The 23,258-nt window shown below is 63.8% G+C and carries 18 protein-coding genes; 11 read left to right on the top strand and 7 right to left on the bottom strand.

From position 1 onward, the window contains the following. The first annotated feature begins 26 nt into the window (after window positions 1-26). The 6 genes from rpsF (at window position 27) to alr (ending at window position 4,808) form a co-directional block, all read left to right on the top strand. The gene (rpsF, locus tag MST27_RS18725; protein WP_243607453.1) at window positions 27-449 is read left to right on the top strand and encodes a 30S ribosomal protein S6; all 423 of its coding nucleotides are present in this window, start codon (window positions 27-29) and stop codon (window positions 447-449) included. A gap of 28 nt (window positions 450-477) precedes the next feature. After that, complete coding sequence (gene rpsR / locus MST27_RS18720; RefSeq protein WP_019340128.1) at window positions 478-708, top strand: 30S ribosomal protein S18; 231 nt, start codon at window positions 478-480, stop codon at window positions 706-708. 34 nt (window positions 709-742) lie between these two features. Continuing rightward, window positions 743-1,636, top strand: coding sequence for a hypothetical protein (locus MST27_RS18715; RefSeq protein ID WP_243607452.1), 894 nt, complete (start codon window positions 743-745; stop codon window positions 1,634-1,636). A 21-nt stretch (window positions 1,637-1,657) separates the two neighbouring features. Beyond that, window positions 1,658-2,104, top strand: coding sequence for a 50S ribosomal protein L9 (rplI, locus tag MST27_RS18710; protein WP_243607451.1), 447 nt, complete (start codon window positions 1,658-1,660; stop codon window positions 2,102-2,104). Window positions 2,105-2,213: 109 nt separating this feature from the next. Then, complete coding sequence (dnaB, locus tag MST27_RS18705) at window positions 2,214-3,608, top strand: replicative DNA helicase (protein WP_243607450.1); 1,395 nt, start codon at window positions 2,214-2,216, stop codon at window positions 3,606-3,608. Window positions 3,609-3,731: 123 nt separating this feature from the next. Then, on the top strand, window positions 3,732-4,808 hold the full coding sequence (gene alr / locus MST27_RS18700; RefSeq protein ID WP_243607449.1) for an alanine racemase: 1,077 nt from the start codon (window positions 3,732-3,734) through the stop codon (window positions 4,806-4,808). Here the strand turns inward: alr and MST27_RS18695 are convergent. Continuing rightward, window positions 4,796-6,682, bottom strand: coding sequence for a diguanylate cyclase domain-containing protein (locus tag MST27_RS18695; protein ID WP_275973313.1), 1,887 nt, complete (start codon window positions 6,680-6,682; stop codon window positions 4,796-4,798). The two genes, alr and MST27_RS18695, sit on opposite strands and share 13 nt — an antisense overlap. Window positions 6,683-6,825: 143 nt before the next feature. Between MST27_RS18695 and MST27_RS18690 the strand changes: the two genes are divergently transcribed. Beyond that, the gene (locus MST27_RS18690) at window positions 6,826-9,117 is read left to right on the top strand and encodes a YgiQ family radical SAM protein (RefSeq protein WP_243607447.1); all 2,292 of its coding nucleotides are present in this window, start codon (window positions 6,826-6,828) and stop codon (window positions 9,115-9,117) included. A gap of 40 nt (window positions 9,118-9,157) precedes the next feature. Here the strand turns inward: MST27_RS18690 and MST27_RS22815 are convergent, their stop codons facing one another. Beyond that, the gene (locus MST27_RS22815; protein WP_243607446.1) at window positions 9,158-11,119 is read right to left on the bottom strand and encodes a methyl-accepting chemotaxis protein; all 1,962 of its coding nucleotides are present in this window, start codon (window positions 11,117-11,119) and stop codon (window positions 9,158-9,160) included. A gap of 55 nt (window positions 11,120-11,174) precedes the next feature. Continuing rightward, window positions 11,175-12,785, bottom strand: coding sequence for a diguanylate cyclase (locus MST27_RS18680; RefSeq protein ID WP_243607445.1), 1,611 nt, complete (start codon window positions 12,783-12,785; stop codon window positions 11,175-11,177). A 212-nt stretch (window positions 12,786-12,997) separates the two neighbouring features. On the opposite strand from MST27_RS18680, the gene MST27_RS18675 reads away from it, so the two are divergent. Then, window positions 12,998-14,053 carry a DUF2333 family protein gene (locus tag MST27_RS18675; protein WP_243607444.1) on the top strand — a complete coding sequence of 352 codons (1,056 nt, stop codon included), beginning with the start codon at window positions 12,998-13,000 and terminating at the stop codon, window positions 14,051-14,053. Window positions 14,054-14,145: 92 nt separating this feature from the next. Here the strand turns inward: MST27_RS18675 and MST27_RS18670 are convergent, their stop codons facing one another. The 4 genes from MST27_RS18670 to MST27_RS18655 all read right to left on the bottom strand — a co-directional run bounded on the left by MST27_RS18670 (window position 14,146) and on the right by MST27_RS18655 (window position 18,521). After that, complete coding sequence (locus MST27_RS18670; RefSeq protein WP_243607443.1) at window positions 14,146-15,486, bottom strand: sigma-54-dependent transcriptional regulator; 1,341 nt, start codon at window positions 15,484-15,486, stop codon at window positions 14,146-14,148. Between the two features lie 123 nt (window positions 15,487-15,609). Then, window positions 15,610-17,202 carry a sensor histidine kinase gene (locus tag MST27_RS18665; protein WP_243607442.1) on the bottom strand — a complete coding sequence of 531 codons (1,593 nt, stop codon included), beginning with the start codon at window positions 17,200-17,202 and terminating at the stop codon, window positions 15,610-15,612. Then, a complete protein-coding gene (locus tag MST27_RS18660; protein ID WP_243607441.1) occupies window positions 17,192-17,434 on the bottom strand; it encodes a PP0621 family protein in 243 nt (80 codons plus the stop codon). The genes MST27_RS18665 and MST27_RS18660 overlap by 11 nt, the downstream gene beginning before the upstream one ends. A gap of 82 nt (window positions 17,435-17,516) precedes the next feature. Further along, window positions 17,517-18,521: an outer membrane protein assembly factor BamD gene (locus tag MST27_RS18655; protein ID WP_243607440.1), complete on the bottom strand. Its 1,005-nt coding sequence runs from the start codon at window positions 18,519-18,521 to the stop codon at window positions 17,517-17,519. Between the two features lie 266 nt (window positions 18,522-18,787). Here MST27_RS18655 and rluD point away from each other — a divergent pair, with 266 nt between their 5' ends. The 3 genes from rluD (at window position 18,788) to clpB (ending at window position 23,235) form a co-directional block, all read left to right on the top strand. Next, the gene (gene rluD, locus MST27_RS18650; protein ID WP_243607439.1) at window positions 18,788-19,762 is read left to right on the top strand and encodes a 23S rRNA pseudouridine(1911/1915/1917) synthase RluD; all 975 of its coding nucleotides are present in this window, start codon (window positions 18,788-18,790) and stop codon (window positions 19,760-19,762) included. Beyond that, a complete protein-coding gene (gene pgeF, locus MST27_RS18645; RefSeq protein ID WP_243607438.1) occupies window positions 19,759-20,493 on the top strand; it encodes a peptidoglycan editing factor PgeF in 735 nt (244 codons plus the stop codon). Before rluD ends, pgeF begins: the two co-directional genes overlap by 4 nt. Window positions 20,494-20,670: 177 nt before the next feature. Then, window positions 20,671-23,235, top strand: a complete 2,565-nt coding sequence (gene clpB, locus MST27_RS18640) for an ATP-dependent chaperone ClpB (RefSeq protein WP_243607437.1) — start codon at window positions 20,671-20,673, stop codon at window positions 23,233-23,235. The last annotated feature ends 23 nt before the right edge of the window (window positions 23,236-23,258 follow it).

Here is a 23,258-nt window from a genome sequence, read left to right as displayed (position 1 = left end):
CAGGCTGCAACCCGTAAGGAGCAACAATGCGTCATTACGAAATCATCTTCCTGGTCCACCCTGACCAGAGCGAGCAGGTCGGTGGCATGGTGGAGCGTTACACCAAGCTGATCGAAGAAGACGGTGGCAAGATCCATCGTCTGGAAGACTGGGGTCGTCGTCAGCTGGCCTATGCCATCGACAACGTGCACAAGGCTCACTACGTGATGCTGAACGTCGAATGCAGCGGCAAGGCCCTGGCCGAGCTGGAAGACAACTTCCGCTACAACGATGCCGTCATCCGTAACCTGGTCATCCGTCGCGACGAAGCCGTGACCGAGCAGTCCGAAATGCTCAAGGCCGAGGAAAACCGTAGCGAACGCCGCGAGCGTCGTGATCGCCCTGAAACTGACAATGTCAACGAAAACGACAATGACAGCGACAGCCGCGACAACAACGCGGACGAGTAATCCACGGACCTATTGAGGAGCCTATTTCATGGCACGTTTTTTCCGTCGTCGTAAGTTCTGCCGTTTCACTGCAGAAAACGTGAAAGAGATCGACTACAAGGATCTCAACACACTGAAAGCCTACATTTCCGAAACCGGCAAGATCGTTCCTAGCCGCATCACCGGAACCAAGGCACGTTATCAGCGCCAGCTGGCTACCGCGATCAAGCGCGCTCGTTTCCTGGCCCTGTTGCCCTACACCGACAGCCACGGTCGTTGATCGAACTGTTCGACAGAAGTAAAGGATAGACCGCATGCGCGCCCTGGCTGATTTCATCATGCGCGGCCGTATGCAAGCCATCGTCGTGGTGGCTGCCTCCGCGGCGCTGCCGATGTTGTTCTGGCTGTGTGCGGCGGCGGGTAGTCTGGTGTTGTTGCGCCGTGGTCTACGCGATGCGCTGGGTGTTCTGGTCTGGGCTGTGGTGCCCGCCTGCATCTGGTGGTATTTCGGCGATCCGCGCACCTTGCTGGTCTTGCTGGGGTCGTTTGGTCTGGCGTGGTTGTTGCGCGATCAGGCGTCCTGGTCCCGTGTGATGCTGTGTAGCGTGGGGCTCGGGTTGTTGTATGCCTGGGCGCTCGGGGTGGTTTTCGGTGAGCCGATCGCCGCACTCGCCACGGAGTTGCAGAAGGTATTGCCCGACATGCTGTCGGACGCGTACCAGCAACTCTCGACGGACGAGCAGGCGCGACTGGGTTCGCTGCTGACTCCGGTGTTGACCGGCCTGTTGGCGGCCTTGCTGCAGATCGCAACTGTGCTCAGCCTGATGCTGGGCCGCTACTGGCAGGCGGTGTTGTACAACCCGGGTGGGTTCGGCCTGGAATTCAGGGCTCTACGGCTTTCGTCGCTGCCGGCGATGTTGCTGTTGATGGGCATCCTGCTGGGGCCGAGCTTGGGCGTACAGATGGCAATGGTGGCGCCGTTGTGCAGTGTTCCGCTGGTATTTGCCGGTGTGGCGTTGCTTCACGGGCTGGTCAAGCAAGGGCGTATGGCCCGGTTCTGGCTGGTCGGGTTCTATGTGGCGCTCGTGCTGTTCATGCAATTGGTTTATCCGCTACTGGCCGTTTTGGCCGTTGTCGACAGCTTGTTTGATTTTCGCGGTCGCGCATCTCGTGATGACGATGCGGGTCCTGCGGACGGTGAAGGTTAAAAGTTAAGAGGTAAGGCTCAAATGGAAGTCATCCTGCTGGAAAAAGTCGCAAACCTGGGCAACCTGGGCGACAAGGTAAACGTCAAGGCCGGCTACGGCCGTAACTACCTGCTGCCACAGCGCAAGGCCACCGCGGCGACCCCGGCGAACATCGCCGAGTTCGAAGCGCGTCGTGCCGAGCTGGAAAAAGCGGCGGCCGAGCGCAAGGCATCTGCCGAAGCGCGTGCTGCACAGCTGGCCGAGCTGGAAGTCACCATCACCGCCACCGCGGGCGATGAGGGCAAGCTGTTCGGTTCCATCGGTACTCACGATATCGCTGATGCCCTCACCGCTTCCGGCGTTGAAGTGGCCAAGAGCGAGATCCGCCTGCCGAACGGGACCATCCGTCAGGTCGGCGAGTACGACGTTGCGGTGCACCTGCACACCGACGTCGAAGCGACCGTGAAGCTGATCGTGGTCGCTGGCTGAAGCCAGTCGTCGTCTGGCACCCTGGGTGCCTGACGCGTAACATCGGGCACGTTTCCACGCAAGTGGAGCGTGCCCTTTGTCTTTCTGAACCTACTGATTCACGAGTGCCATGAACGACATCAGCCTCCCACAGCAATACGATCTGGAAACTGCCGCCCTCAAGGTGCCGCCGCATTCGATCGAGGCCGAGCAGGCCGTGCTGGGCGGTCTGATGCTCGATAACAATGCCTGGGAGCGCGTGCTCGATCAGGTCTCCGATGGCGACTTCTATCGCCACGATCATCGCCTCATCTTCCGCGCCATCTTCGCCCTGGCCGAACGCAACTCGCCGTTCGACGTGGTGACGCTCTCCGAACAGCTCGACAAGGAAGGCCACCTGGCGCAGGTCGGTGGGCTGGCCTACCTTGGCGAACTGGCCAAGAACACGCCGTCGGTGGCAAACATCAAGGCCTACGCGCAAATCATTCGCGAGCGGGCGACGCTGCGCCAGCTGATCGGCATCAGCAACGAGATCGCCGACAGCGCCTATGCCCCGCAGGGCCGCACCGGCGAGGAAATCCTCGACGAAGCCGAGCGACTGATCTTCCAGATCGCCGAAGCGCGGCCGAAGACCGGAGGCCCGGTCGGGATCAACGACATCCTGGTCAAAGCCATCGATCGGATCGATACCCTGTTCAACGCCGGTGAGGCGATCACCGGCTTGTCTACCGGCTTCACCGACCTGGACGAGGCGACCAACGGCCTGCAACCAGCGGACCTGATCATCGTTGCGGGGCGCCCGTCGATGGGCAAGACCACCTTCGCCATGAACCTGGTGGAGAACGCCGTGCTGCGGACCGACAAAGCAGTGCTGGTCTATTCATTGGAGATGCCTTCCGAATCCATCGTCATTCGTATGCTCGCCTCGCTCGGTCGCATCGATCAGACCAAGGTGCGGGCCGGTAAGCTCGATGACGACGACTGGCCGCGGCTGACCTCGGCGGTGAATCTGCTCAATGACCGCAAGCTGTTCATCGACGATACGGCCGGCATCAGTCCGTCGGAAATGCGCGCGCGCACTCGACGTCTGGCCCGCGAGCACGGCGAAATCGCCATGATCATGGTCGACTACCTGCAGCTCATGCAGATCCCCGGGTCCAGCGGTGACAACCGTACCAACGAGATTTCGGAAATCTCGCGCTCGCTCAAGGGGCTGGCGAAGGAGTTCAACTGCCCGGTGATTGCCCTGTCGCAGCTCAACCGCTCGCTGGAGCAACGTCCCAACAAGCGTCCCGTGAACTCCGACCTTCGCGAATCGGGGGCGATCGAGCAGGACGCGGACATCATCATGTTCGTCTACCGCGACGAGGTGTATCACCCGGAAACCGAGTACAAGGGCGTCGCCGAAATCATCATCGGCAAGCAGCGGAACGGCCCGATCGGCACCACCCGGCTGGCCTTCCTCGGCAAGTACTCGCGTTTCGAGAACCTCGCGCCGGGCAGCTATCAGTTCGACGACGAGTAGTCGCCGCCTCGCTGGGCGCAGGGGCAGGGCGACGCCCATGTCCCTCGCTGAGTTCCGGTCTGCACGGTCGTGCGGAGCGGAGTAAGATTCCCGCCTCACCCGCCGTTGTACAGGAACAGTCCCATGCGTCCGCTGGTTGCCACGGTCGACCTGACCGCGCTTCGCCACAACTACCTGCTCGCCAAACAATGCGCACCGCAGCGCAAGGCCTTCGCCGTGGTCAAGGCCAACGCCTACGGCCATGGTGCGCCAGAGGCGGTAACGGCATTGCGCGAGATTGCCGATGGTTTCGCCGTGGCTTGCCTGGAAGAGGCGGAGGTGATTCGCGGGTGTGCACCCGAGGCGCGCATCCTGCTGCTGGAAGGCTGCTTCGAGCCATCCGAGTATCTGCGCGCGGCCGAGCTGGGGTTGGACATCGCCGTCCAGGATGCGCGCCAGGCCGACTGGCTGCTCACCGCCGAACTGGCGCGGCCGTTGAACGTCTGGCTCAAGCTGGATTCGGGCATGCACCGGCTGGGCTTCAGTCTGGATGGCCTGCGCGAGTGTCACGCGCGGCTCAAGGGAGCGGCCCAGGTCGGCGAACTCAATCTGATCAGTCACTTCGCCTGCGCCGACGAGCGTGGCCATGTGCTGACCGAAACCCAGCTGGAGCGCTACGCAGAACTGCTGGAGTTGTCGTTCGATCACTGTTCGCTGGCCAATTCCGCCGCCGTGCTGGCCCTGCCGCAGGCCCATATGGCCTGGATCCGGCCCGGCATCATGCTCTACGGTGCGACGCCGTTCGCCGAGCTGAGCGCCCGGGAGCTTGGACTGAAACCGGTGATGACGCTGACCGGCGCGCTGATCGCGGTGCGCGACGTGCCGGTGGGTGAAAGCGTCGGCTACGGTGCGAGCTGGGTGGCGCAGCGTCCTTCGCGTATCGGCACCGTCAGCTGCGGCTATGCCGATGGTTATCCGCGTACCGCGCCTTCCGGCACCTCGGTGGTGATCCATGGGCAGCGCGTGCCGCTGGCCGGGCGGGTGTCGATGGACATGCTTGCCGTGGATCTGACCGACCTGCCACAGGCGCAGCTCGGCGACGCGGTGGAGCTGTGGGGGGCGCAGATGCCTCTCGATGAGCTCGCCCAGGCCTGCGGCACCATCGGCTACGAGCTGCTGACCAAGGTGACCGGGCGGGTGCCGCGCCGTTATGTCGGCTGATCGGCCGGCGCGCGCCCGTCCTGCTGGACCCAGCTCGCCCGGCCTTGCTGCTTGGCGCGGTAGAGCGCCTCGTCAGCGGCCTTGTAGAGCCGGCTGAACTCCTCGGCATGGTGCGGGAAGAACGCGGCGCCAACGCTCACGGTCACCGCCAGACTGGTGCCTCGGTAAGGCACCGGTAACGACAGCTCGTGCAACAGCCGTTCGGCAACCTGGCCGGCATCCTGTTCGACGGTTGCCCCGGTCAGCAATATCGCGAATTCATCCCCACCCAGCCGGGCTGCCATGTCGCTGCTGCGCACCAGGCCGCGCAGTCGCTGGCCCAGCGTGCGTAGCAGGAGATCACCGGCATCGTGGCCATGGCCGTCGTTGATCGGCTTGAAGTGGTCCAGATCGATTAGTAGCAGCGCAATCGACTCACCGCGCCGCGCGGCCTCGGTGATGGCCGCTTCGACGCGCTCGATGAGGTAGCGACGATTGGGCAGTTCGGTCAGTGGGTCGTGGAAGGCGGCCTGTTTGAGCTCGATTTCCCGTTCGCTGAGGTCCCGGTTGGCCTGCGCCAGCTCGGCGGTACGCGCCTCCACCGCCAGGCTGAGCTGTTCGGCGCTGGCCTGAACCTGCTCCAGCCGCGCGGACTTTTCCCGGTCGGCGTGTTCCAGTGCCGCCGCCCGTTCCTGCTTGAGTATCTGGATGCGCGAGGCGAGCGCGAAGGAGAACAGGATGGATTCGGCCGCCACCGCCAGCGGAAAGACGTAGCCGCTCCAGGCCGCCGGCTGGATCACGCCCGTGGCGCGCAGTAACAGCAGGTTGACGCTGCCCAGGATCACGCCGAAGCCGCAGAAGTAGAGCAGGGCGGGAAAGTAACCCTGGCGCCAGCGGCGAAACGAGGCCCAGAGCGAGGCCGGGATCGCGGTCAGGGCCAGCGCGACGAAGACCCAGGCGCCGAACGCGCGCAGCCCGAAGGCGTTGAACAGCACGGCCGTGACATAGAGGCACAAGGCAAAGGTCAGCAGGCGGTGGGCCCAGGGCACGAAACGGCGGGTCTGCAGCAGGGTCTGGGTGAAGCGGCAGGCGCTGAAGCCCCAGAGTGCTGGAATGCTGATGCGATCCAGCCAGAAGGGCACCGGTCCGTTCGGCCAGAGGTACTGAAAGCCGTGTCCGGTCATGCCCAGGATCATCAGCAGCGCGCCGCTGGTGGTCATCACGTACCAGAAATAGGCGGTGTCGCGCAGGCTGAGGAAGATGAACAGGTTGTACAGCAGAATGGCCAGGATCAGGCCATAGATCAGGCCGAGAAACAGGTTCTCGCCCACCGCCTGCTCCTGCAGCGCGTCGAGCTGCCAGACCTTGAGCGGAAAGGAGTTGCCGGCCGGATCGTAGCTGCGCAGATAAAAGGTCAGCGGGCGCTGGTCGCTCAGCTCCGGCAAGCGGAACAGCATACGTCGGTAGGGATGGTCGCGCCCCTCATGGAAGCCGACCAGCTCGCCGGACTGGCGCTCGTGCCAGCCACCCTCGCCGTCCGGCAGATAGAGGCGCAGATCCTTGAGGGTGACCGAGCCGACTTCCAGCCACCAGTGCGCAGGCGCGTCGCTGGCCCGCTGCAGCGTCACCCGAACCCACCAGGGGTGCGGGCTCTGGCCGACGCTGGCCTTGCCTTCAGCGGGCTGGAAGTCGGCCTGCACCTCGGGGTGCTGCAGTTGCGCGATGTTGAGCTCGCCACCCGCGTCCTCAACCAGGTCAACCTGCATGTTCAGGCCGCGACCGCTGTCCGCAGGGCCAAGCGTGATCGTGTCAGCCTGGGTGAAATCCAGGTAGCAAAGATTCAGGAGCAAGGCAAAGAGGAGGGTACGCACCGAAATCTCCCGAATTCGAAGCATGGGCAAGTGGCGCGAGTATAGCGGGAGGCGAAAGCGCAGCGCGCGCCTGTCGCCAAGGTCGATAAAGACCCTGCACGCTGGTCGGATTTGGTTATTTTTTGTGCTATATTCCGCGCCCGTTTTCGTCGCCCCGGTTTTCCGCCATGCACGCCGTCAAGCCACTGTTCGACTATCCCAAGTACTGGGCCGAGTGTTTCGGCCCGGCGCCGTTCCTGCCGATGAGCAGGGAGGAGATGGATCAGCTCGGCTGGGACTCGTGTGACGTCATCATCGTCACTGGCGACGCCTACGTTGACCATCCGTCGTTCGGCATGGCGATCATCGGACGGCTGCTGGAGGCGCAGGGGTTTCGCGTCGGGATCATCAGCCAGCCGAACTGGCAGAGCAAGGACGACTTCATGAAGCTCGGCCAGCCGAACCTGTTCTTCGGCATCGCTGCGGGCAACATGGATTCGATGATCAATCGCTACACCGCCGACCGCAAGGTGCGCTCGGATGATGCCTACACCGCGGGTGGTTTGGCCGGCAAGCGCCCGGACCGTGCCAGCCTGGTCTACAGCCAGCGCTGCAAAGAGGCGTACAAGGACACGCCAGTGGTTCTGGGCGGCATCGAGGCGAGTCTGCGCCGCATCGCGCATTACGACTATTGGCAGGACAAGGTGCGTCGCTCGATCCTGATGGATGCCACGGCGGACATCCTGCTCTACGGCAACGCCGAACGCGCCGTGGTCGAGGTGGCGCAGCGCCTGGCCCGCGGAGAGCCGGTCGAAACCATCACCGACGTGCGTGGCACCGCCTTCGTGCGCAAGGATTCGCCGCAGGGCTGGTTCGAGATCGACTCGACCCGTATCGATCGGCCGGGCAAGGTCGACAAGATCATCAATCCCTATGTCAATACGCAAGATTTGCAGTCCTGCGCCATCGAGCAGGACAAGGGCGGCAGCGGCCATCCCGAGGACCCGAACGAGGCGAAGGTCGTCCAGCTGTTGCCAAACCCGAGCATCGAGCGCGACAGGACCGTCATCCGCCTGCCGTCGTTCGAGAAGGTGCGCAACGATCCGGCGCTCTACGCTCACGCCAACCGTGTTCTCCATCTGGAAACCAACCCCGGAAATGCGCGTGCGCTGGTCCAACGGCACGGTGATCACGACATCTGGCTGAATCCGCCACCGATCCCGCTGACGACCGAGGAGATGGATTACGTATTCGCGTCGCCGTTCGTGCGGGTGCCGCATCCGGCCTACGGCGGGGCGAAGATCCCCGCCTACGACATGATCCGCTTTTCGGTGAATATCATGCGCGGCTGCTTTGGCGGCTGTACCTTCTGCTCGATTACCGAGCACGAAGGTCGGATCATTCAAAACCGTTCGCACGAATCGATCCTGCATGAGATCGAGGAGATGAAGAAGCTGCCAGGGTTCACGGGTGTCGTCTCCGACCTGGGTGGGCCTACGGCGAACATGTACCGCATCGCCTGCAAGAGTGCGGATATCGAAAAGCACTGCCGCAAACCCTCGTGCGTCTATCCGGGAATCTGCGAGAACCTCAATACCGATCACAGTTCGCTGATCGAGCTGTACCGCAAGGCGCGCGCGCTGCCGGGCGTAAAGAAGATCCTGATCGCCTCGGGGCTGCGTTACGACCTCGCCGTTGAATCGCCGGAGTACGTCAGGGAACTTGTCACCCACCATGTCGGCGGCTACCTGAAAATCGCTCCGGAGCACACCGAGCGCGGGCCGCTGGACAAGATGATGAAGCCGGGCATCGGCAGCTACGACCGCTTCAAGCGCATGTTCGACAAGTTCTCCAAGGAGGCGGGCAAGGAACAGTACCTGATCCCGTACTTCATCGCGGCGCACCCTGGCACCACCGACGAGGACATGATGAATCTTGCGCTGTGGCTGAAAGCCAACGGTTTTCGTGCTGACCAGGTGCAGGCCTTCTACCCCTCGCCGATGGCCAGCGCCACGGCCATGTACCACAGCGGCAAGAACCCGCTGCGCAAGGTCACCTACAAGAGCGAAGGCGTCACGATCGTCAAGAGCGAGGAGCAGCGCCGTCTGCACAAGGCCTTCCTGCGCTATCACGACCCCAAGGGGTGGCCGATGTTGAGAGAAGCGCTGCTGCGCATGGGCCGCGGTGACCTGATCGGCAGCGGCAAGCATCAGTTGATCCCGGCGCACCAGCCGGCGACCGAGGGCTATCACAGCGCGCGCCGCAAGAACTCGACGCCGGCGGGCAGCAAGAAGGCCGGGCAGGGCGGCAAGATCCTGACTCAGCACAACGGCTTGCCGCCGCGCAGCCACGACGGCAACGCCTGGGACAAGCGCGAGCAGGCCAAGGCGGCTGCCGAAGCCCGGCGCAAGGCCGCTGCCGGCAGCGGTAAGCCTGCGAAGAACCGCAAGCCCTCCCAGCGCCCCGCCACGCCGCGCTGAGCGCGGTCCGGCGTGCGCATGGGGGGCGCCGGTTTGCCGTTCAGCAGCGGAAGGTCAGGGTGGCACGATTGAGGTCGCCGGCCAGACGCAGCATCTGTTCGCTCTGCGCCCGGCCCTGGTTGATGTGCGCCAGGTTGCTGTCCCCAAGCTGGTGAATGCGCTCGCTGTGCCCACGAATTTCGCTGACGGCGTCTCCTTGTTGCGCCGTGGCCTGGGCGATCTGAGCGGCCATCCGCTCGATGCTGCCGATGGTCTCGACGATCCGCAGCAGTGCCTGGTCAGCCGTCTCGGCCAGCTCGGCCGTGCCCCGTGCGTGATCGACCTGCACGCGCATCGCGGCCAGCGACTGGTGCGCCGCCTTCTGCAGCGTGGCGATCAGGTGTTGGATTTCTTCGGTCGCGCCGCTGGTCCGTTGCGCCAGGGTGCGTACCTCATCGGCCACCACGGCGAAGCCTCGGCCCTGTTCGCCGGCCCGTGCCGCTTCGATCGCGGCGTTGAGGGCGAGCAGGTTGGTCTGCTCGGCAATCGCCCGAATGACGGTGAGGACGCTGCCGATGGAGCTGATCTCTTCGGCCAGCTGCTCGATCACAACGGCATTGCCCTGGACTTCATCGACCAGCCCGCGCAGGCCGGCCAGGCTCTGCCCAATCACCTGCTGGCCCTGGCCGACCGCAGCGCTCGCGGCGCGCCCGGCTTCAGCCGTCTGGCCTGCGCCATTGGCCACGTCCTGAATGGTGGCCTCCAGTTCGGTCAGCGAATCGCGGATCTGCGCGGTGTCGTCGGTCTGACGGCTGGCGCCCTGGTGCAGGCTGCTGCTCATCTGCGCCAGGTTGTGGCTGCTCTGGCTGACCTCTTCGGCGTGTTCGCGCAGCGTACCGACCAGGCCCAACAGATAGCCGCGTAGCTGGTTGAGCGACGTGGCGATCTCCATCAGTTCCGGGGTCTTCGAGCGCAGCGTTACGCTCTGGCTGAAGTCGCCCTGCGCCCAGGACGAGAGCGCTGGGGCGAGTCGCTCGAGCGCTCGTGTCAGGCGCCGCTGCAGTTGGTCGATCGCCAGGGCGATCAGCAAGATCAGCGCGATGATGGTTCCCTGGATCGTGCGCACCTCGAATTGAATGTCACCATATTGAGCGCGAATTTCGGGTTCCAGCGCGCTCAGCGCGACCTGCAGCCCGGCGATGCGTTCGGCGCTACTGGTGGCCAGGTCGCCGCGTTGGCGGATCAGGTCCCGGGTACGCTGAAGTTCGGCGGGGTAACGCTTGAGCAAGCTCGACAGTTCGCGCTTGAGGGCGACTCCCTCGTCCTCGCTACTGGCTGTGGCTTCGCTGTCCAGGTCGAGCATCGCGGCGAAGGCGCTGGCGCCGGAGCGCTGCTCGCTGACGACGCCCAGCAGAGGCAGGGACTCGATCCGCTCCACTTCCTGGCCAAGCCCGGCCAGGGCCTGTTCGACCTCCGACGCAAGCTCGTCGCGGCCGCTGTTCACCAGTTTTGCCCGAGCATGGCTCAGGCGGAGCAGGTGACGGCTGGCTTCGAACAGCGGTGGCTGGTAGCGCGCGGCAGTGTCGGTGGTGCTCTTGCCGACATAACGCTGAAGTTGCTCGAGCGTGCCGGCCAGCTCGCGTTCGGCTTGCAACAGCAGGCCTTGCGGGTCGCCGGCGAGCTTGCCGGCGGCCAACAGTTCGCCCTCGGTAAACTGGCGCAGCTCGTCCAGGCTTGGCCGGACGCGCTCGCCGAACGTCGGCGGTAGTTCATCGAGTTCGCTGGCCAGGGTGTCCAGCGATTGGATGGCTGTGCTGTGACGCAGCGTGTCACCCGTGGCCAGATAGCCGCTGATGTTGCGGGCGACCTCGGTCTGAAACTGCTGTGACAGCGTGAGGTACTGCGCCATGAGCTGATAGGGGCGGCTGAGCGCACGCTCCGACCACCAGAGGGTGAGGCCGAGCGCCAGGCAGATCGCCACGAGCAGCAGTGTATTGATGGTAGTGAGCGACTTCAGGCGCATTCCTGGCCTCCAGCTGGGCGGGGAGGCCTAGGACAATATGGCTAAATGATGTCACTCATGTGACAGCGTCGAACCGCTCCACGCGATTGCGTCCGCCTTTCTTGGCACGGTAAAGCGCTTCGTCCGCCTGCTGCGTCAAGGTCTTGGTGTCAGCGGCCATGCTCAATTCGGTGATGCCGCAGCTAAAGGTGCACGTCAGATCGACCGGTTGCGCGGGAAAGCGAATCTCGGCGAAGCGCTGGCGGATTTCATCGAGCACCTTGAAAGCATCCGCCGCCGAAGTGTCGGGCAGCACCACAGCGAACTCCTCGCCGCCGTAGCGGCCGATGTGATCGGTCTTGCGCAGCCGTTGCTTGAGGAACAGGGCAAGGCTCTTGATCACCCGGTCGCCCATCGGGTGCCCGTAGGTGTCGTTGACCTGCTTGAAATGGTCGATGTCGATCATGGCGAAGCACAGCGACTGGCCGTCGCGCCGCGCGCGGGTGCTGGCATCTTCGAGCAGTTGCAAGCTGTGCGTGTGGTTATACAGCCCAGTGAGGCTGTCACGCACGATGCGTGCCTTCAGGTGACGGGCGCGCTCGGCGCGGGTACGCACCGTGGCGATGAGATGGCTGGGCTTGATCGGTTTGGTGAGGAAATCGTCCCCGCCTTCGTTCATCGCATCGAGTTGCTTGTCCAGGTCGTCTTCGGCCGACAGGTAGATGATCGGCACGCTGACGTAACGCTCGTGCTGACGGATGACCTTCGCCAGCTCCGTGCCCATGCAATCGGGCATGTACATGTCCAGGATGATCAGGTCGGGCTGGAATTCGGCCAGATGGTTGATCGCCTGGATGGGCTCGTTGAGCGTCCGCGTGATGATGCCTGCGTTGTTCAGAACGCGCTCGGTGTGGGTGGCCTGCGCACGTGAATCGTCGATGATCAGCACGCGGAAGGGTTCGTAGTGCGCGGTGCGGGTAAAGATTTCGATGCGTTCGAGCAGGCTCGACGCATCGAGGCTGCCCGTGAAGAAATCCAGGCCGCCGGCCCGTACCGCGGCGAGGCGCATCGGCGTGTCGGTATCGTTGTGGCTGAAGAAGATGATCGGCAGCTTGTCTTCCAGCCCCTGCTGGATGCGCTCGACCATTCGCAGCCCTTCGCCGGTGCCGTTGAAATCCACATCCATGACGATCGCGGCCGGATGCCGTTGATGCATGGCGGCGAGGAACTCATGGTCGTCGGCGAACGCCTGCGCCGCCATGCTGAAGAACTCGAGCTGGCGGACCACGTGCAGGGCCCGTTCGTGGTTGTCGAGCGCAATGTAGACCGGCTTGCTCAGCGGCGGCACGTACGACGAGTGGCCGCGCGGGTCGCCATGGCGCAGGCCGGTCCGCGCGAGGCGATAGACCAGTTGGCTAAGGGTGGCGATGGTGTCGCTCGATAGCCGCCCGCGGTTGTCACGGATGTCGCCCAGGCATTCTTCGATGCTCAAGGCAAGCTGGCGATGCTCGGTTTGCCCGAAACGCTCAGCGAAGCGGCGCAGACGCTGGTTGGCATCGCTCAGGGCGTTGCGATAGGCATCGCTCCACTCGTTGCGCTGCAGTTGCTGCCAGACTTCCAGCACTTCCCTGGCCTGGTGAATCACCCGTTGCGCGAAGTGTTGCTTGAGATTTTCCTGGTCCGCCATTTCCCGTTTTCCTGGCCCGTTTCGACCGATCTGTCGAGGGCGATGGTGGCTGCATGCTACCACCTAACCCGGGGGGCAATGGTGCCTGCTTAGGCGCGCTGGTTCTCATTGTGCGATCGTGCAGGGTCGGCTGCGTTATAGTGGCTCGCCGGCCGCAACGCTTTGCTGCCGCCGACGGTCGAACCTCTGAATTCGAGAGAAGGACATTGCACATGTTGGATTGGAAGAACCGCCTCGGCCGCTCCGGCTCGTCGGGAAGCAGCGCAACGGCGGATAGGGCGGGGCACCGCTCGCTGCTGCTGGCCCTGGCTGCGGTAGTTGGTCTCTACCTGCTGGTTTCGCTGATTCTGGGCTGGTACTGGAGCCGCGAACCGGATCGTTTCCCGGTCCAGCAGCACGTGCGGCAGGCGGCAGAGGCCTCCCAGCGGCAGATCGCCAATGGCTACACGACGGTCGAGACCCTCAAGCAGGTGGCCTCCACCCTGCTCGACAAGCCGGGCGGCTACCTGACCAACGACATTGCTCCGCCGGGCCTCTGGCTGGACAACATGCCGTCCTGGGAATACGGGGTGCTGGTCCAGGTGCGGGACCTGAGTCGAGCGCTGCGCAAGGATTTTGCCCGCTCGCAGTCACAATCTACCGAGGATCCGGATCTGTCCAAAGCCGAGCCGCTATTCAACTTCGACAACCGCAGCTGGACGCTGCCGGCCAGCGAAGCCGAGTACCGCAACGGTATCCGCTTTCTCGACCGCTACCTGGCGCGTCTGAGCGACCCGGCGCCCAAGGCGCAGTTTTATGCTCGGGCCGACAACCTGAACAACTGGCTCGGTGATGTCGGCACGCGACTGGGCTCGCTCTCCCAGCGCCTGTCGGCGAGCGTAGGGCGCGTCCGCCTGGATGCGAAGCTGGCACCCGAGCTACAGGCCCAAGGCGTGGCGCCCGAGGTCGAAGAGGAGCGTGTCGAGACGGCATGGCTGCAGATCGACAATGTGTTCTACGAGGCGCGCGGTCAGGCCTGGGCGCTATCTCATCTGCTGCGTGCGGTGGAAGTCGACTTTGCCGATGTGCTGGCGAAGAAGAACGCGACCGTCAGCGTGCGGCAGATCATCCGTGAGCTCGAAGCGGCGCAGGAGCCGCTGTGGAGCCCGATGGTGCTCAATGGCAGTGGCTACGGGGTGCTGGCGAACCATTCTCTGGTGATGGCCAATTACATATCGCGGGCGAACGCGGCGATCATCGACTTGCGCAACCTGCTGTCGCAGGGGTAGCCGCTTGAGGCTGAAGGCCTGGGAAGCCCAAGCAATGCCGCCGATAGCAATGCCGGGCTGGCCAGCTGGGCTGGCCTTCAGCGGCCACTTGGCTAGTCCAGGCCGAGCTTCTTCAGGCGATAGCGCATCGAACGGAACGACAGTCCGAGGCGTTGCGCAGCGGCCGTGCGGTTCCAGCGCGTCTCCTCCAGTGCCTGCATGATCAGCTTGCGCTCGACCTCTTCAAGGTGATCCTCGAGATTATCGATGCGCGCCAGGCTCGCTTCGCTGCCGTCGCCTACGCCGGGCGCATCGGCTAAGCGCAGGTCGCCGGCCTTGATCTGATCGTCCTCGCAAAGGGTATAGGCGCGCTCGAGCATGTTCTCCAGCTCGCGGACGTTACCTGGAAAGCGGTAGCTCTGCAGCTTGGCCAGTGCATCGGGGTGCAGGCGGGCGGGCGTGTCCCCGCATTCCTGTGCGAGGCGCCGGAGCATGGTATCGGCCAGCTGTGCGATGTCTTCGCGACGCTCGCGTAGCGGTGGAACACGCAACTCGATGACGTTCAGGCGGTAGTAGAGGTCCTGGCGGAAGCGGCCAGCGCTGACTTCTGCGGCAAGATCCTTGTGCGTGGCGCAGAGAATCCGCACATCGACCACCACCTCTTTGGCTCCGCCCACGGCGCGAACGGCCTTTTCCTGGATGGCGCGCAAGAGCTTGACCTGCATCGGCAGGGGCAGGTCCGCTACCTCGTCGAGAAACAGCGTCCCGCCATTGGCCGCCTGGAACAGACCGAGCTTGTCTTCGATGGCTCCGGTGAAACTGCCCTTCTTGTGCCCGAAGAACTCGCTCTCCATCAGCTCCGACGGGATTGCGCCGCAGTTGACCGGGACGAAAGGCTGCTCGTTGCGCGGGCCTTGCTCATGAATAAGGCGCGCCACCAGTTCCTTGCCGCTACCCGACTCGCCGCTGATGTAGACCGGTGCCTGGCTGCGCGCGAGCTTGCCGATCTGCTTGCGCAGCTGGTTCATGGGCGGCGACGAGCCCAGCAGGCGGCTGTCGACTGTCAGGTCGTTGGGGTTGGGTGCGCGCAGGCGAAGGGCCGAGTTGACCAGCTCGCGCAGCCGACCAAGATCGACCGGCTTGGTGAGGAAATCGAAGGCGCCGGCCTTCAGCGCGCCGATCGCCGTGTCAAGGCTGCCGTAGGCGGTGATCATGGCAACCGGGAGCTGCGGGTGCTTCTGCTGGATGTACTGCACCAGCTCCAGCCCGGTGCCGTCGGGCAGGCGCATGTCGGTCAGGCAGAGGTCATAGTGCTCGCGGGCCAGGCATTCGCGCGCCTCCTTGAGGTTGCGTGCGCTGCGGGTGTCGAGTTTCATGCGCCCAAGGGTGATCTCCAGGAGCTCCCGGATGTCGGGTTCGTCATCGATGATCAGGGCTTTTTGCCGGGCGGTCATGGTCTCGTTCTTTCTTCTGCGACGGGTAGGGCGAGATACGCGGGGCTTGCAATGGTAACGCTACGCGTGGCGCTTTGTACGCTGCCCTGGCCGTTGTGTGACCTGTTGCCGGCTCCGGCCGGATCAGGCGAGCTTGCGCGGGTGGGCAAAGACGATCCTGAAGCAGCTACCGCCTTCCTCCCGTTCACGATAGTCCAGGCGCGCCTGATTGCTCTCGCAGAGTTCGCGGGAAATGTACAGGCCCAGGCCCGTGCCTTTGCTTTCGGTGGTAAAGAACGGCTCGAAGATGTTCTGCACCTCGTCGGGCGGCACGCCTGGCCCGTCGTCGAGCACTTCCATTACCGGCAGATCGCTGGCCTCGTCACGAAACAGCCGTAGCCAGACCTGCGCTTCGTCATGGCGCTTGGCGCTGTAGCGCAGGCCGTTCTGGACCAGGTTGGTGAGCACCTGGATGAGCTGGTTGGGATCCATGCGGGTCTGCAGCGAGCTGCCCTGGGTTGCCACGTGGACGCTCTGATGCGGCGGCAGGCTGGTGCGAAATTCGCTCGCGAATCGATGCGCCCAATATTTGAGGTCGAGCAGTTGCGGTTCGGCCTGGCGTCGCCGAGACAGTTGCAGCACGTTCTCGATCACCAGGTTCATTCGTCGTGAATGATCCTGAATGATTTGTGCGAGTCGCAGATCCGGTCCTTCCAGCGCATCGGACTCCTGCAGCAATTGCGCGGCATGGCTGATGGCGCCGAGCGGGTTGCGGATCTCGTGCGCAATGCTCGCGGTAAGACGACCAAGCGAGGCGAGCTTCAACTGTTGTGCCTTTTGTGCGATCTGTGAGATGTCCTCGAGAAAGACCAGCGTGTCCCGCTTCACGCCGTGCTGCAGGCTGGCGAAGCTCGGCTGCAGAATGACCCCGTCGGGGGCCGCCTGGAAATTGCCGGGGCGCAGGGTGGGATTGTCGCGCCAACGCTGGAGGGCCTTGAGTAGTTCGGGGCAGCGCGGAGCTAGGCGTTCGCCAGTCAGCTCCGTCTGGCCGAGCAGTTCCAGCGCCCCCTGGTTGGCCAACAAGACGCGATCCTGCGGATCCAATACGAGGATCCCGGTGCGCATGCGCTGCAGGATCTGTGCATTGAGCGCCTCGAGGTTGGCGACTTCTTCGGCGCGTTGGCGGGCCAGGCTTTCGCTGTCTTGTAGCCGCCGGGTCAGCCCCTGCACGAGCAGGGCAGCGGCGAAGCACAGCGTGCCGAGCGCGGCGGCCTGCACATATTGGCTGCTGGCTTGCGGGTTGGCGAGGCTGAGATAGAAGGTCAGGTAGATCAGACCGGTGGCCGCCACCGCCGCAATGAGGAAGCCAAGGCGCCCGCGCAGCAGGACGTTGGCGATCGCTACCGCCACGATCAGCAGGTTGCCGATACCGCTTGGCGTGCCGCCTGCGAAATAGAACAGTGCCGAGAGCAGGCTGACGTCCAGCACGGCCAACGCCAGTACTGACACCTCATGCCGCGGGTTCTGCAACAGTACGGCCGCCAGGATGTTGAGGATCAGATAGATCCAGGCGCCATAGGTAAAGGCCTGGGGGTTGCTCATGGTCATCAGGTCGCTGTGCAGGTCACTGCTGACGAGCAACACCAGCACCAGGCCGATCGTGACGCGATAGAGGTGGTAAAGGCGAAGAATGCGCCGTCCCTGAGGGCTGAAAAGCGTCAGGCGTTCAGTTCCCACCAGGCTTGCTGCCCTGTTGCAGGTGGGCCTGGCTGCAGTACCACTGATCATGGCTTTGCAGCGCCTGCTCCTCAGGGACGTGTACGCCACAGTGGGCGCACCGGACCATCTTCAGGCTGGCCTGCTCGGTCCGCTTGCCGGGCCGGGTGCTGGCGGGTTTCTTCAAGCGACGCCAGAGCCAGAATACGGCGGCGATGAGGATGATCCAGAACAACAGGCGAAACAGACCCATATCGGTACTTCCTGGCTAGGCCGTGGGCGGGGCTGTCATCCGGACAGCCCGGGTAGCAAGTCAGATTGAGGCCGGGCTGGACTCAGTCGAACAGGCCGAAGGTCAGGTAGCTCCACCAGGAGCGTCCCTCGTCGCGCTCGTCGTCAGACTCGGCTTCCGCCTCGCGCAGCACCGGACGCAGCTCGTCCGGCAGGTCCTTCGCGGCGGCTTCGTACTGACGCAGCACGTCCCGGTTCGATTGCGTAGTGTCTGGCGAAGCGTTTTCGGTTTCAATCAGGCCGAGTGTGGCGCGCGACAGCCAGCTGCGGTTATCCGATTCCTTCTGGCGCGGCACGAACTCACCGTCCTGCAGGCTCGGGTGATCCGGGTAGTTGAGCTTGAGGGTCTCGAGGCTGCTGTTTGACAGCTCGTCGAGATCCAGGTGCTGGTACGCCTCGGTCATGACAGCCAGGCCATCCCCCACGGCCGGTGTGCCCTGGAAGTTTTCGACCACATACCGGCCGCGGTTGGCGGCGGCGACATAGGCTTGGCGGCGCAGATAGTAATCAGCCACGTGAATCTCGTTCGCGGCAAGCAGGTTGCGCAGGTACACCATGCGCGCCTTGGCGTCGGGCGCGTAGCGGCTGTTGGGGTAGCGGCTGGTCAGCTGCGCGAACTCGTTGAAGGAATCGCGCGCCGCGCCCGGGTCGCGCTTGGTCATGTCCAGCGGCAGGAAGCGCGCCAGCAGGCCGCGGTCCTGGTCGAAGGAGGCCAGGCCCTTGAGATAGTAGGCGTAGTCGACGTTCGGATGCTGAGGATGTAGGCGGATGAAACGCTCGGCCGAGGAGCGGGCCGCTTCCGGCTCGCTGTTGCGATAGTAGGCGTAGATCAGTTCCAGCTGTGCCTGCTCGGCGAAGCGGCCGAACGGATAGCGGGACTCGAGGGCCTTGAGCTTGTTGATGGCGCTGGTGAAGCTGCGGTCGTCCAGGTCGGCCTGTGCCTGCTGGTAGAGTTCCGCTTCGCCGAGGTTCTCGCTGATGGTTTCCTTGGACGAACAGGCAGCGGTAAGGGCGAGTATGGCGATCAGCAGCAGGTGTTTCACTTGCATGGCGGCTTGCGTCCCTGTGACGGCTGGCTGTCTCGCGCGGAGCCGTCCTGTTATGATGGGCGCCCCGGCGGGCCAGGGCAAAGACGCCGTATTTAAACACAAGGCCGTTGCCGAAACCAAAGGCTCCACCTCTGCAGTCAAAGGCGGATTCGAAAGCCGCCAACCTCGCCTACCGGTGCGGCGCCGCACTTGTCGCGGTTTGCCTGAGACGCCAAGGCGACGTCCGGCCCAATCGCTGCCCCACTCCATTACGAAGCGTTCAAGTTATGTCGACGATTTCCAGCCAGGCCATTCAACTCCGCGCCGAGGTGCCGTTCGAGCTGGGCGGGCAGCGCCTCGACCAGGTCGCCGCGCAGCTCTTCTCCGAGCACTCGCGCTCCCGGCTGGCGGCCTGGATCAAGGATGGGTTGCTTACCGTCGACGGTGCCTCACTGCGCCCGCGCGATCCGGTGCATGCGGGGGCCGTCCTGGAGCTTTCTGCCGAACAGCAGGCCCAGGGGGAGTGGGTAGCGCAGGATATTCCCCTCGACATCGTCTTCGAGGACGAGCAGATCCTGGTATTGAACAAGCCGGCCGGGCTGGTCGTCCATCCGGCGGCAGGGCACGCTGACGGTACCTTGCTCAACGCGCTGCTGCACCACGTCCCGGAGCTGATCAACGTACCTCGTGCCGGGATCGTGCATCGCCTGGACAAAGACACCACCGGTTTGATGGTGGTGGCCAAGACGCTGCAGGCACAGACTCGCCTGGTCGAGCAGTTGCAGGCGCGCAGCGTCAGCCGAATCTACGAAGCCATCGTGATCGGTGTGATCATCAGTGGCGGTACCGTCGATGCACCGATCGGGCGTCATGGGCAGCAGCGACAGCGTATGGCCGTTACCGACGGTGGCAAACCTGCGGTGAGCCACTACCGTGTGCTGGAGCGGTTCCGTTCGCACACCCATGTACGGGTCAAGCTGGAAACCGGGCGCACCCACCAGATCCGAGTTCACATGGCGCATATCGGCTATCCCCTGGTGGGCGACCCGCTCTACAGCGGCCGGTTTCGCATTCCGCCGGCGGCCAATCCGACCATGGTGCAGACGCTGCGCGACTTTCCCCGTCAGGCCCTGCATGCGCGCTTTCTCGAGTTGGATCACCCGGTCACCGGGCAGCGGATGAAGTGGGAGTCGCCGCTGGCCGACGATTTCGTCTGGCTGCTGAGCCTGTTGCAGCAGGATCGCGAGGCATTCGTCGGATGACGTCATGGCCCGCCGACTGGCTCGTTCCTGCCTGGCCCGCTCCGCATCGGGTGCGCGCCTGCGTGACGACCCGCGACGGTGGTGTCAGTCAGGCGCCTTTCGAGGCGTTCAATCTGGGTGATCATGTCGGTGACGATCCGCAGGCGGTCGCGGCCAATCGTCAGCGCCTGCAGGATACGCTGGGTCGTGCACCGGCCTGGCTGAAGCAAGTGCATTCGACGGTTGTGGTTCGTGCGGAGGCCGGCGCTTGCCCCGAGGCCGACGCAAGCTGGGCTGACGAGTTGGGCGTCGCCTGCGCGGTGCTGACGGCCGACTGCCTACCGGTGCTGTTCTGTGATCGGGAGGGAAGCCAGGTGGCCGCGGCGCACGCGGGCTGGCGGGGACTCGCTGGTGGCATTCTCGAGGAAACGGTCACTGCGATGGCGGTCGAACCTGGCCGTCTGATGGCATGGCTCGGCCCGGCGATCGGGCCCGGCGCATTCGAGGTGGGCGGAGAAGTCCGCGATGCTTTCGTTGCGTCCCATCCGGCTGCACTGCAAGCCTTCACACCCAGCCACAACGACGGTCGCTACATGGCCGATCTCTATTGTCTGGCCCGTATTCGCCTTGCCGCCTGTGGCGTCGCGGCGGTCTATGGGGGTGGCTTTTGCACCTATCGAGAGCCCCGCTTCTATTCCTACCGGCGCGCGCCAAGCACCGGCCGCTTCGCCAGCCTGATCTGGCTGGAGTGATTCGCGGCCCTGACCTGTCGTCGTGATGGCCCTGCTGGGGGCGCCCGGGATGACCTGCGTCAATGTCGTCCGACTTGAATCTCCAACAATCAGCCTCATCTAAAGTCTCATCTCGCAGGCTTTCGTTCGAGGTGCGGTTCAGTGCGCCGGCCTGCTTTTACTCGTAAAGGTGACCCCATGCGTATCGACCGTCTGACCAGCAAGTTGCAACTTGCGCTTTCCGACGCCCAGTCCATCGCCGTCGGCCTCGATCATCCCTCGATCGAGCCGCTTCATCTGATGCAGGCCCTGCTTGATCAACAGGGTGGCTCGATCAAGCCGCTGCTCATGCAGGTCGGTTTCGACATCAACGGCCTGCGCCAGGCGTTGACCAAGGAGCTGGACCAGCTTCCGAAGCTGCAGAACCCCACCGGTGACATGAACATGTCACAGGATCTGGCGCGTCTGCTCAACCAGGCTGATCGCCTGGCTCAGCAGAAGGGCGACCAATACATTTCCAGCGAATTGGTGTTGCTCGCATCGCTCGATAGCAATACCCGCCTGGGCAAGTTGCTGCTCGCACAGGGCGTGAGCAAGAAGGCGCTGGAAAACGCCATCAACAATCTGCGCGGCGGCGCGGCAGTCAATGACCCCAATGCGGAGGAGTCGCGCCAGGCGCTGGACAAATACACGGTCGACATGACGCGGCGCGCCGAGGAGGGCAAGCTCGATCCGGTGATTGGGCGTGACGACGAGATTCGTCGGACCATTCAGGTTCTGCAGCGGCGTACCAAGAACAACCCCGTGCTGATCGGTGAGCCTGGCGTAGGCAAGACGGCCATCGTCGAAGGGCTGGCGCAGCGTATCGTCAACGGTGAGGTACCCGACGGGCTCAAGGACAAGCGCCTGCTGGCGCTGGACATGGGTGCGCTCATTGCCGGTGCCAAGTTCCGCGGCGAGTTCGAGGAGCGGTTGAAGGCCGTGCTCAACGAACTGTCCAAGCAGGAAGGTCGGGTCATCCTGTTCATCGACGAGCTGCACACCATGGTCGGCGCCGGCAAGGCCGAGGGCGCCATGGATGCCGGAAACATGCTCAAACCGGCCCTGGCGCGCGGTGAGTTGCATTGCGTCGGCGCCACCACGCTGGACGAGTACCGGCAGTACATCGAGAAGGATGCGGCTCTCGAGCGGCGCTTCCAGCGCGTGCAGGTCGATGAGCCCAGCGAAGAGGACACCATCGCCATCCTGCGTGGCCTCAAGGAGCGCTACGAGGTGCACCATGGGGTGAGTATCACCGATGGCGCGATCATCGCGGCTGCCAAGCTCTCGCACCGTTACATCACCGACCGCCAACTGCCGGACAAGGCGATCGACCTGATCGACGAGGCAGCCAGTCGTATCCGCATGGAGATCGACTCCAAGCCGGAGGAGCTGGATCGCCTGGAGCGTCGTCTGATTCAGCTGAAGATCGAGCGCGAGGCGCTGAAGAAGGAAGAGGACGAGGCGACCCGCAAGCGTCTGGCGAAGCTGGAAGAAGATATCGCCAAGCTCGAGAAGGAATACGCCGATCTCGAAGAAATCTGGAAGTCGGAGAAAGCCGAGGTGCAGGGCTCTGCGCAGATGCAGCAGAAGATCGAGCAGGCCAAGGCCGATCTCGAAGCGGCGCGACGCAAGGGCGATCTCGCGCGTATGGCCGAGCTGCAGTATGGCGTCATCCCGGATCTCGAGCGCAGCCTGCAGATGGTTGATCAGCATGGCAAGACGGATAACCAGTTGCTGCGCAACCGGGTGACGGACGAGGAAATTGCCGAGGTGGTCTCGAAGTGGACCGGCATTCCGGTTTCCAAGATGCTCGAGGGTGAGCGGGAGAAGCTGCTGAAGATGGAGGACCTCCTGCATCAGCGCGTCATCGGTCAGCACGAGGCGGTGGTGTCGGTCGCCAATGCCGTGCGCCGGTCTCGTGCAGGGCTGGCGGACCCCAATCGTCCGAGCGGATCCTTCCTGTTCCTAGGGCCGACCGGGGTGGGCAAGACCGAACTGTGCAAGGCGCTGGCCGAATTCCTATTCGATACCGAGGAGGCCATGGTCCGCATCGACATGTCCGAGTTTATGGAAAAGCATTCCGTGGCCCGGCTGATCGGCGCACCGCCCGGCTATGTCGGATTCGAGGAGGGCGGCTACCTCACCGAGGCAGTGCGCCGCAAGCCGTACTCGGTGGTGTTGCTCGACGAGGTTGAAAAAGCCCATCCGGACGTGTTCAACATCCTCCTGCAGGTACTCGAAGATGGCCGACTGACCGACAGCCATGGTCGCACCGTGGACTTCCGCAATACCGTAGTGGTGATGACATCCAATCTCGGCTCCTCGCAAATCCCGGAGCTTGTGGGTGATCCGGATGCCCAGCGCGCCGCGGTCATGGATGCGGTGAGCAGTCACTTCCGTCCGGAGTTCATCAACCGGATCGACGAAGTGGTGGTCTTCGATCCGCTTGGGCGCGAGCAGATCGCTGGCATCGCGCAGATCCAGCTTTCGCGGCTGCGTCAGCGGTTGGCTGAGCGGGACCTGAGCCTGGAGCTCACCGACGAGGCGATGGATAAGCTGGTCGCCGTTGGCTATGACCCGGTCTACGGGGCGAGGCCGCTCAAGAGAGCTATCCAGCGTTGGATCGAGAATCCCCTGGCGCAGCGGATTCTATCTGGGGCCTTCGAGCCAGGCGCGACCATCTTCGGCAAGGTTGAAGGTGACGAGCTGGTATTCGGCTGACAGGGCAGGCGTGCCGGACTGAG

It is taken from the genome of Stutzerimonas marianensis, from assembly GCF_022810315.1.
GTDB lineage: Bacteria > Pseudomonadota > Gammaproteobacteria > Pseudomonadales > Pseudomonadaceae > Stutzerimonas > Stutzerimonas marianensis.
The sequence above is the reverse complement of the archived record's forward strand: the minus strand, read 5'-3'. Positions and strand labels throughout refer to the sequence as shown.

Coding starts and splice junctions, on each gene's coding strand:
- MST27_RS18660 (WP_243607441.1), bottom strand. CDS start 17,434: ATGGGTCTGTTTCGCCTGTTGTTCTGGATCATCCTCATCGCCGCCGTA.
- alr (WP_243607449.1), top strand. CDS start 3,732: ATGCGTCCGCTGGTTGCCACGGTCGACCTGACCGCGCTTCGCCACAAC.
- dnaB (WP_243607450.1), top strand. CDS start 2,214: ATGAACGACATCAGCCTCCCACAGCAATACGATCTGGAAACTGCCGCC.
- MST27_RS18670 (WP_243607443.1), bottom strand. CDS start 15,486: ATGACCGCCCGGCAAAAAGCCCTGATCATCGATGACGAACCCGACATC.
- MST27_RS18695 (WP_275973313.1), bottom strand. CDS start 6,682: ATGCTTCGAATTCGGGAGATTTCGGTGCGTACCCTCCTCTTTGCCTTG.
- clpB (WP_243607437.1), top strand. CDS start 20,671: ATGCGTATCGACCGTCTGACCAGCAAGTTGCAACTTGCGCTTTCCGAC.
- pgeF (WP_243607438.1), top strand. CDS start 19,759: ATGACGTCATGGCCCGCCGACTGGCTCGTTCCTGCCTGGCCCGCTCCG.
- MST27_RS18655 (WP_243607440.1), bottom strand. CDS start 18,521: ATGCAAGTGAAACACCTGCTGCTGATCGCCATACTCGCCCTTACCGCT.
- rpsF (WP_243607453.1), top strand. CDS start 27: ATGCGTCATTACGAAATCATCTTCCTGGTCCACCCTGACCAGAGCGAG.
- rpsR (WP_019340128.1), top strand. CDS start 478: ATGGCACGTTTTTTCCGTCGTCGTAAGTTCTGCCGTTTCACTGCAGAA.
- rluD (WP_243607439.1), top strand. CDS start 18,788: ATGTCGACGATTTCCAGCCAGGCCATTCAACTCCGCGCCGAGGTGCCG.
- MST27_RS18715 (WP_243607452.1), top strand. CDS start 743: ATGCGCGCCCTGGCTGATTTCATCATGCGCGGCCGTATGCAAGCCATC.
- MST27_RS22815 (WP_243607446.1), bottom strand. CDS start 11,119: ATGCGCCTGAAGTCGCTCACTACCATCAATACACTGCTGCTCGTGGCG.
- MST27_RS18675 (WP_243607444.1), top strand. CDS start 12,998: ATGTTGGATTGGAAGAACCGCCTCGGCCGCTCCGGCTCGTCGGGAAGC.
- MST27_RS18680 (WP_243607445.1), bottom strand. CDS start 12,785: ATGGCGGACCAGGAAAATCTCAAGCAACACTTCGCGCAACGGGTGATT.
- MST27_RS18690 (WP_243607447.1), top strand. CDS start 6,826: ATGCACGCCGTCAAGCCACTGTTCGACTATCCCAAGTACTGGGCCGAG.
- rplI (WP_243607451.1), top strand. CDS start 1,658: ATGGAAGTCATCCTGCTGGAAAAAGTCGCAAACCTGGGCAACCTGGGC.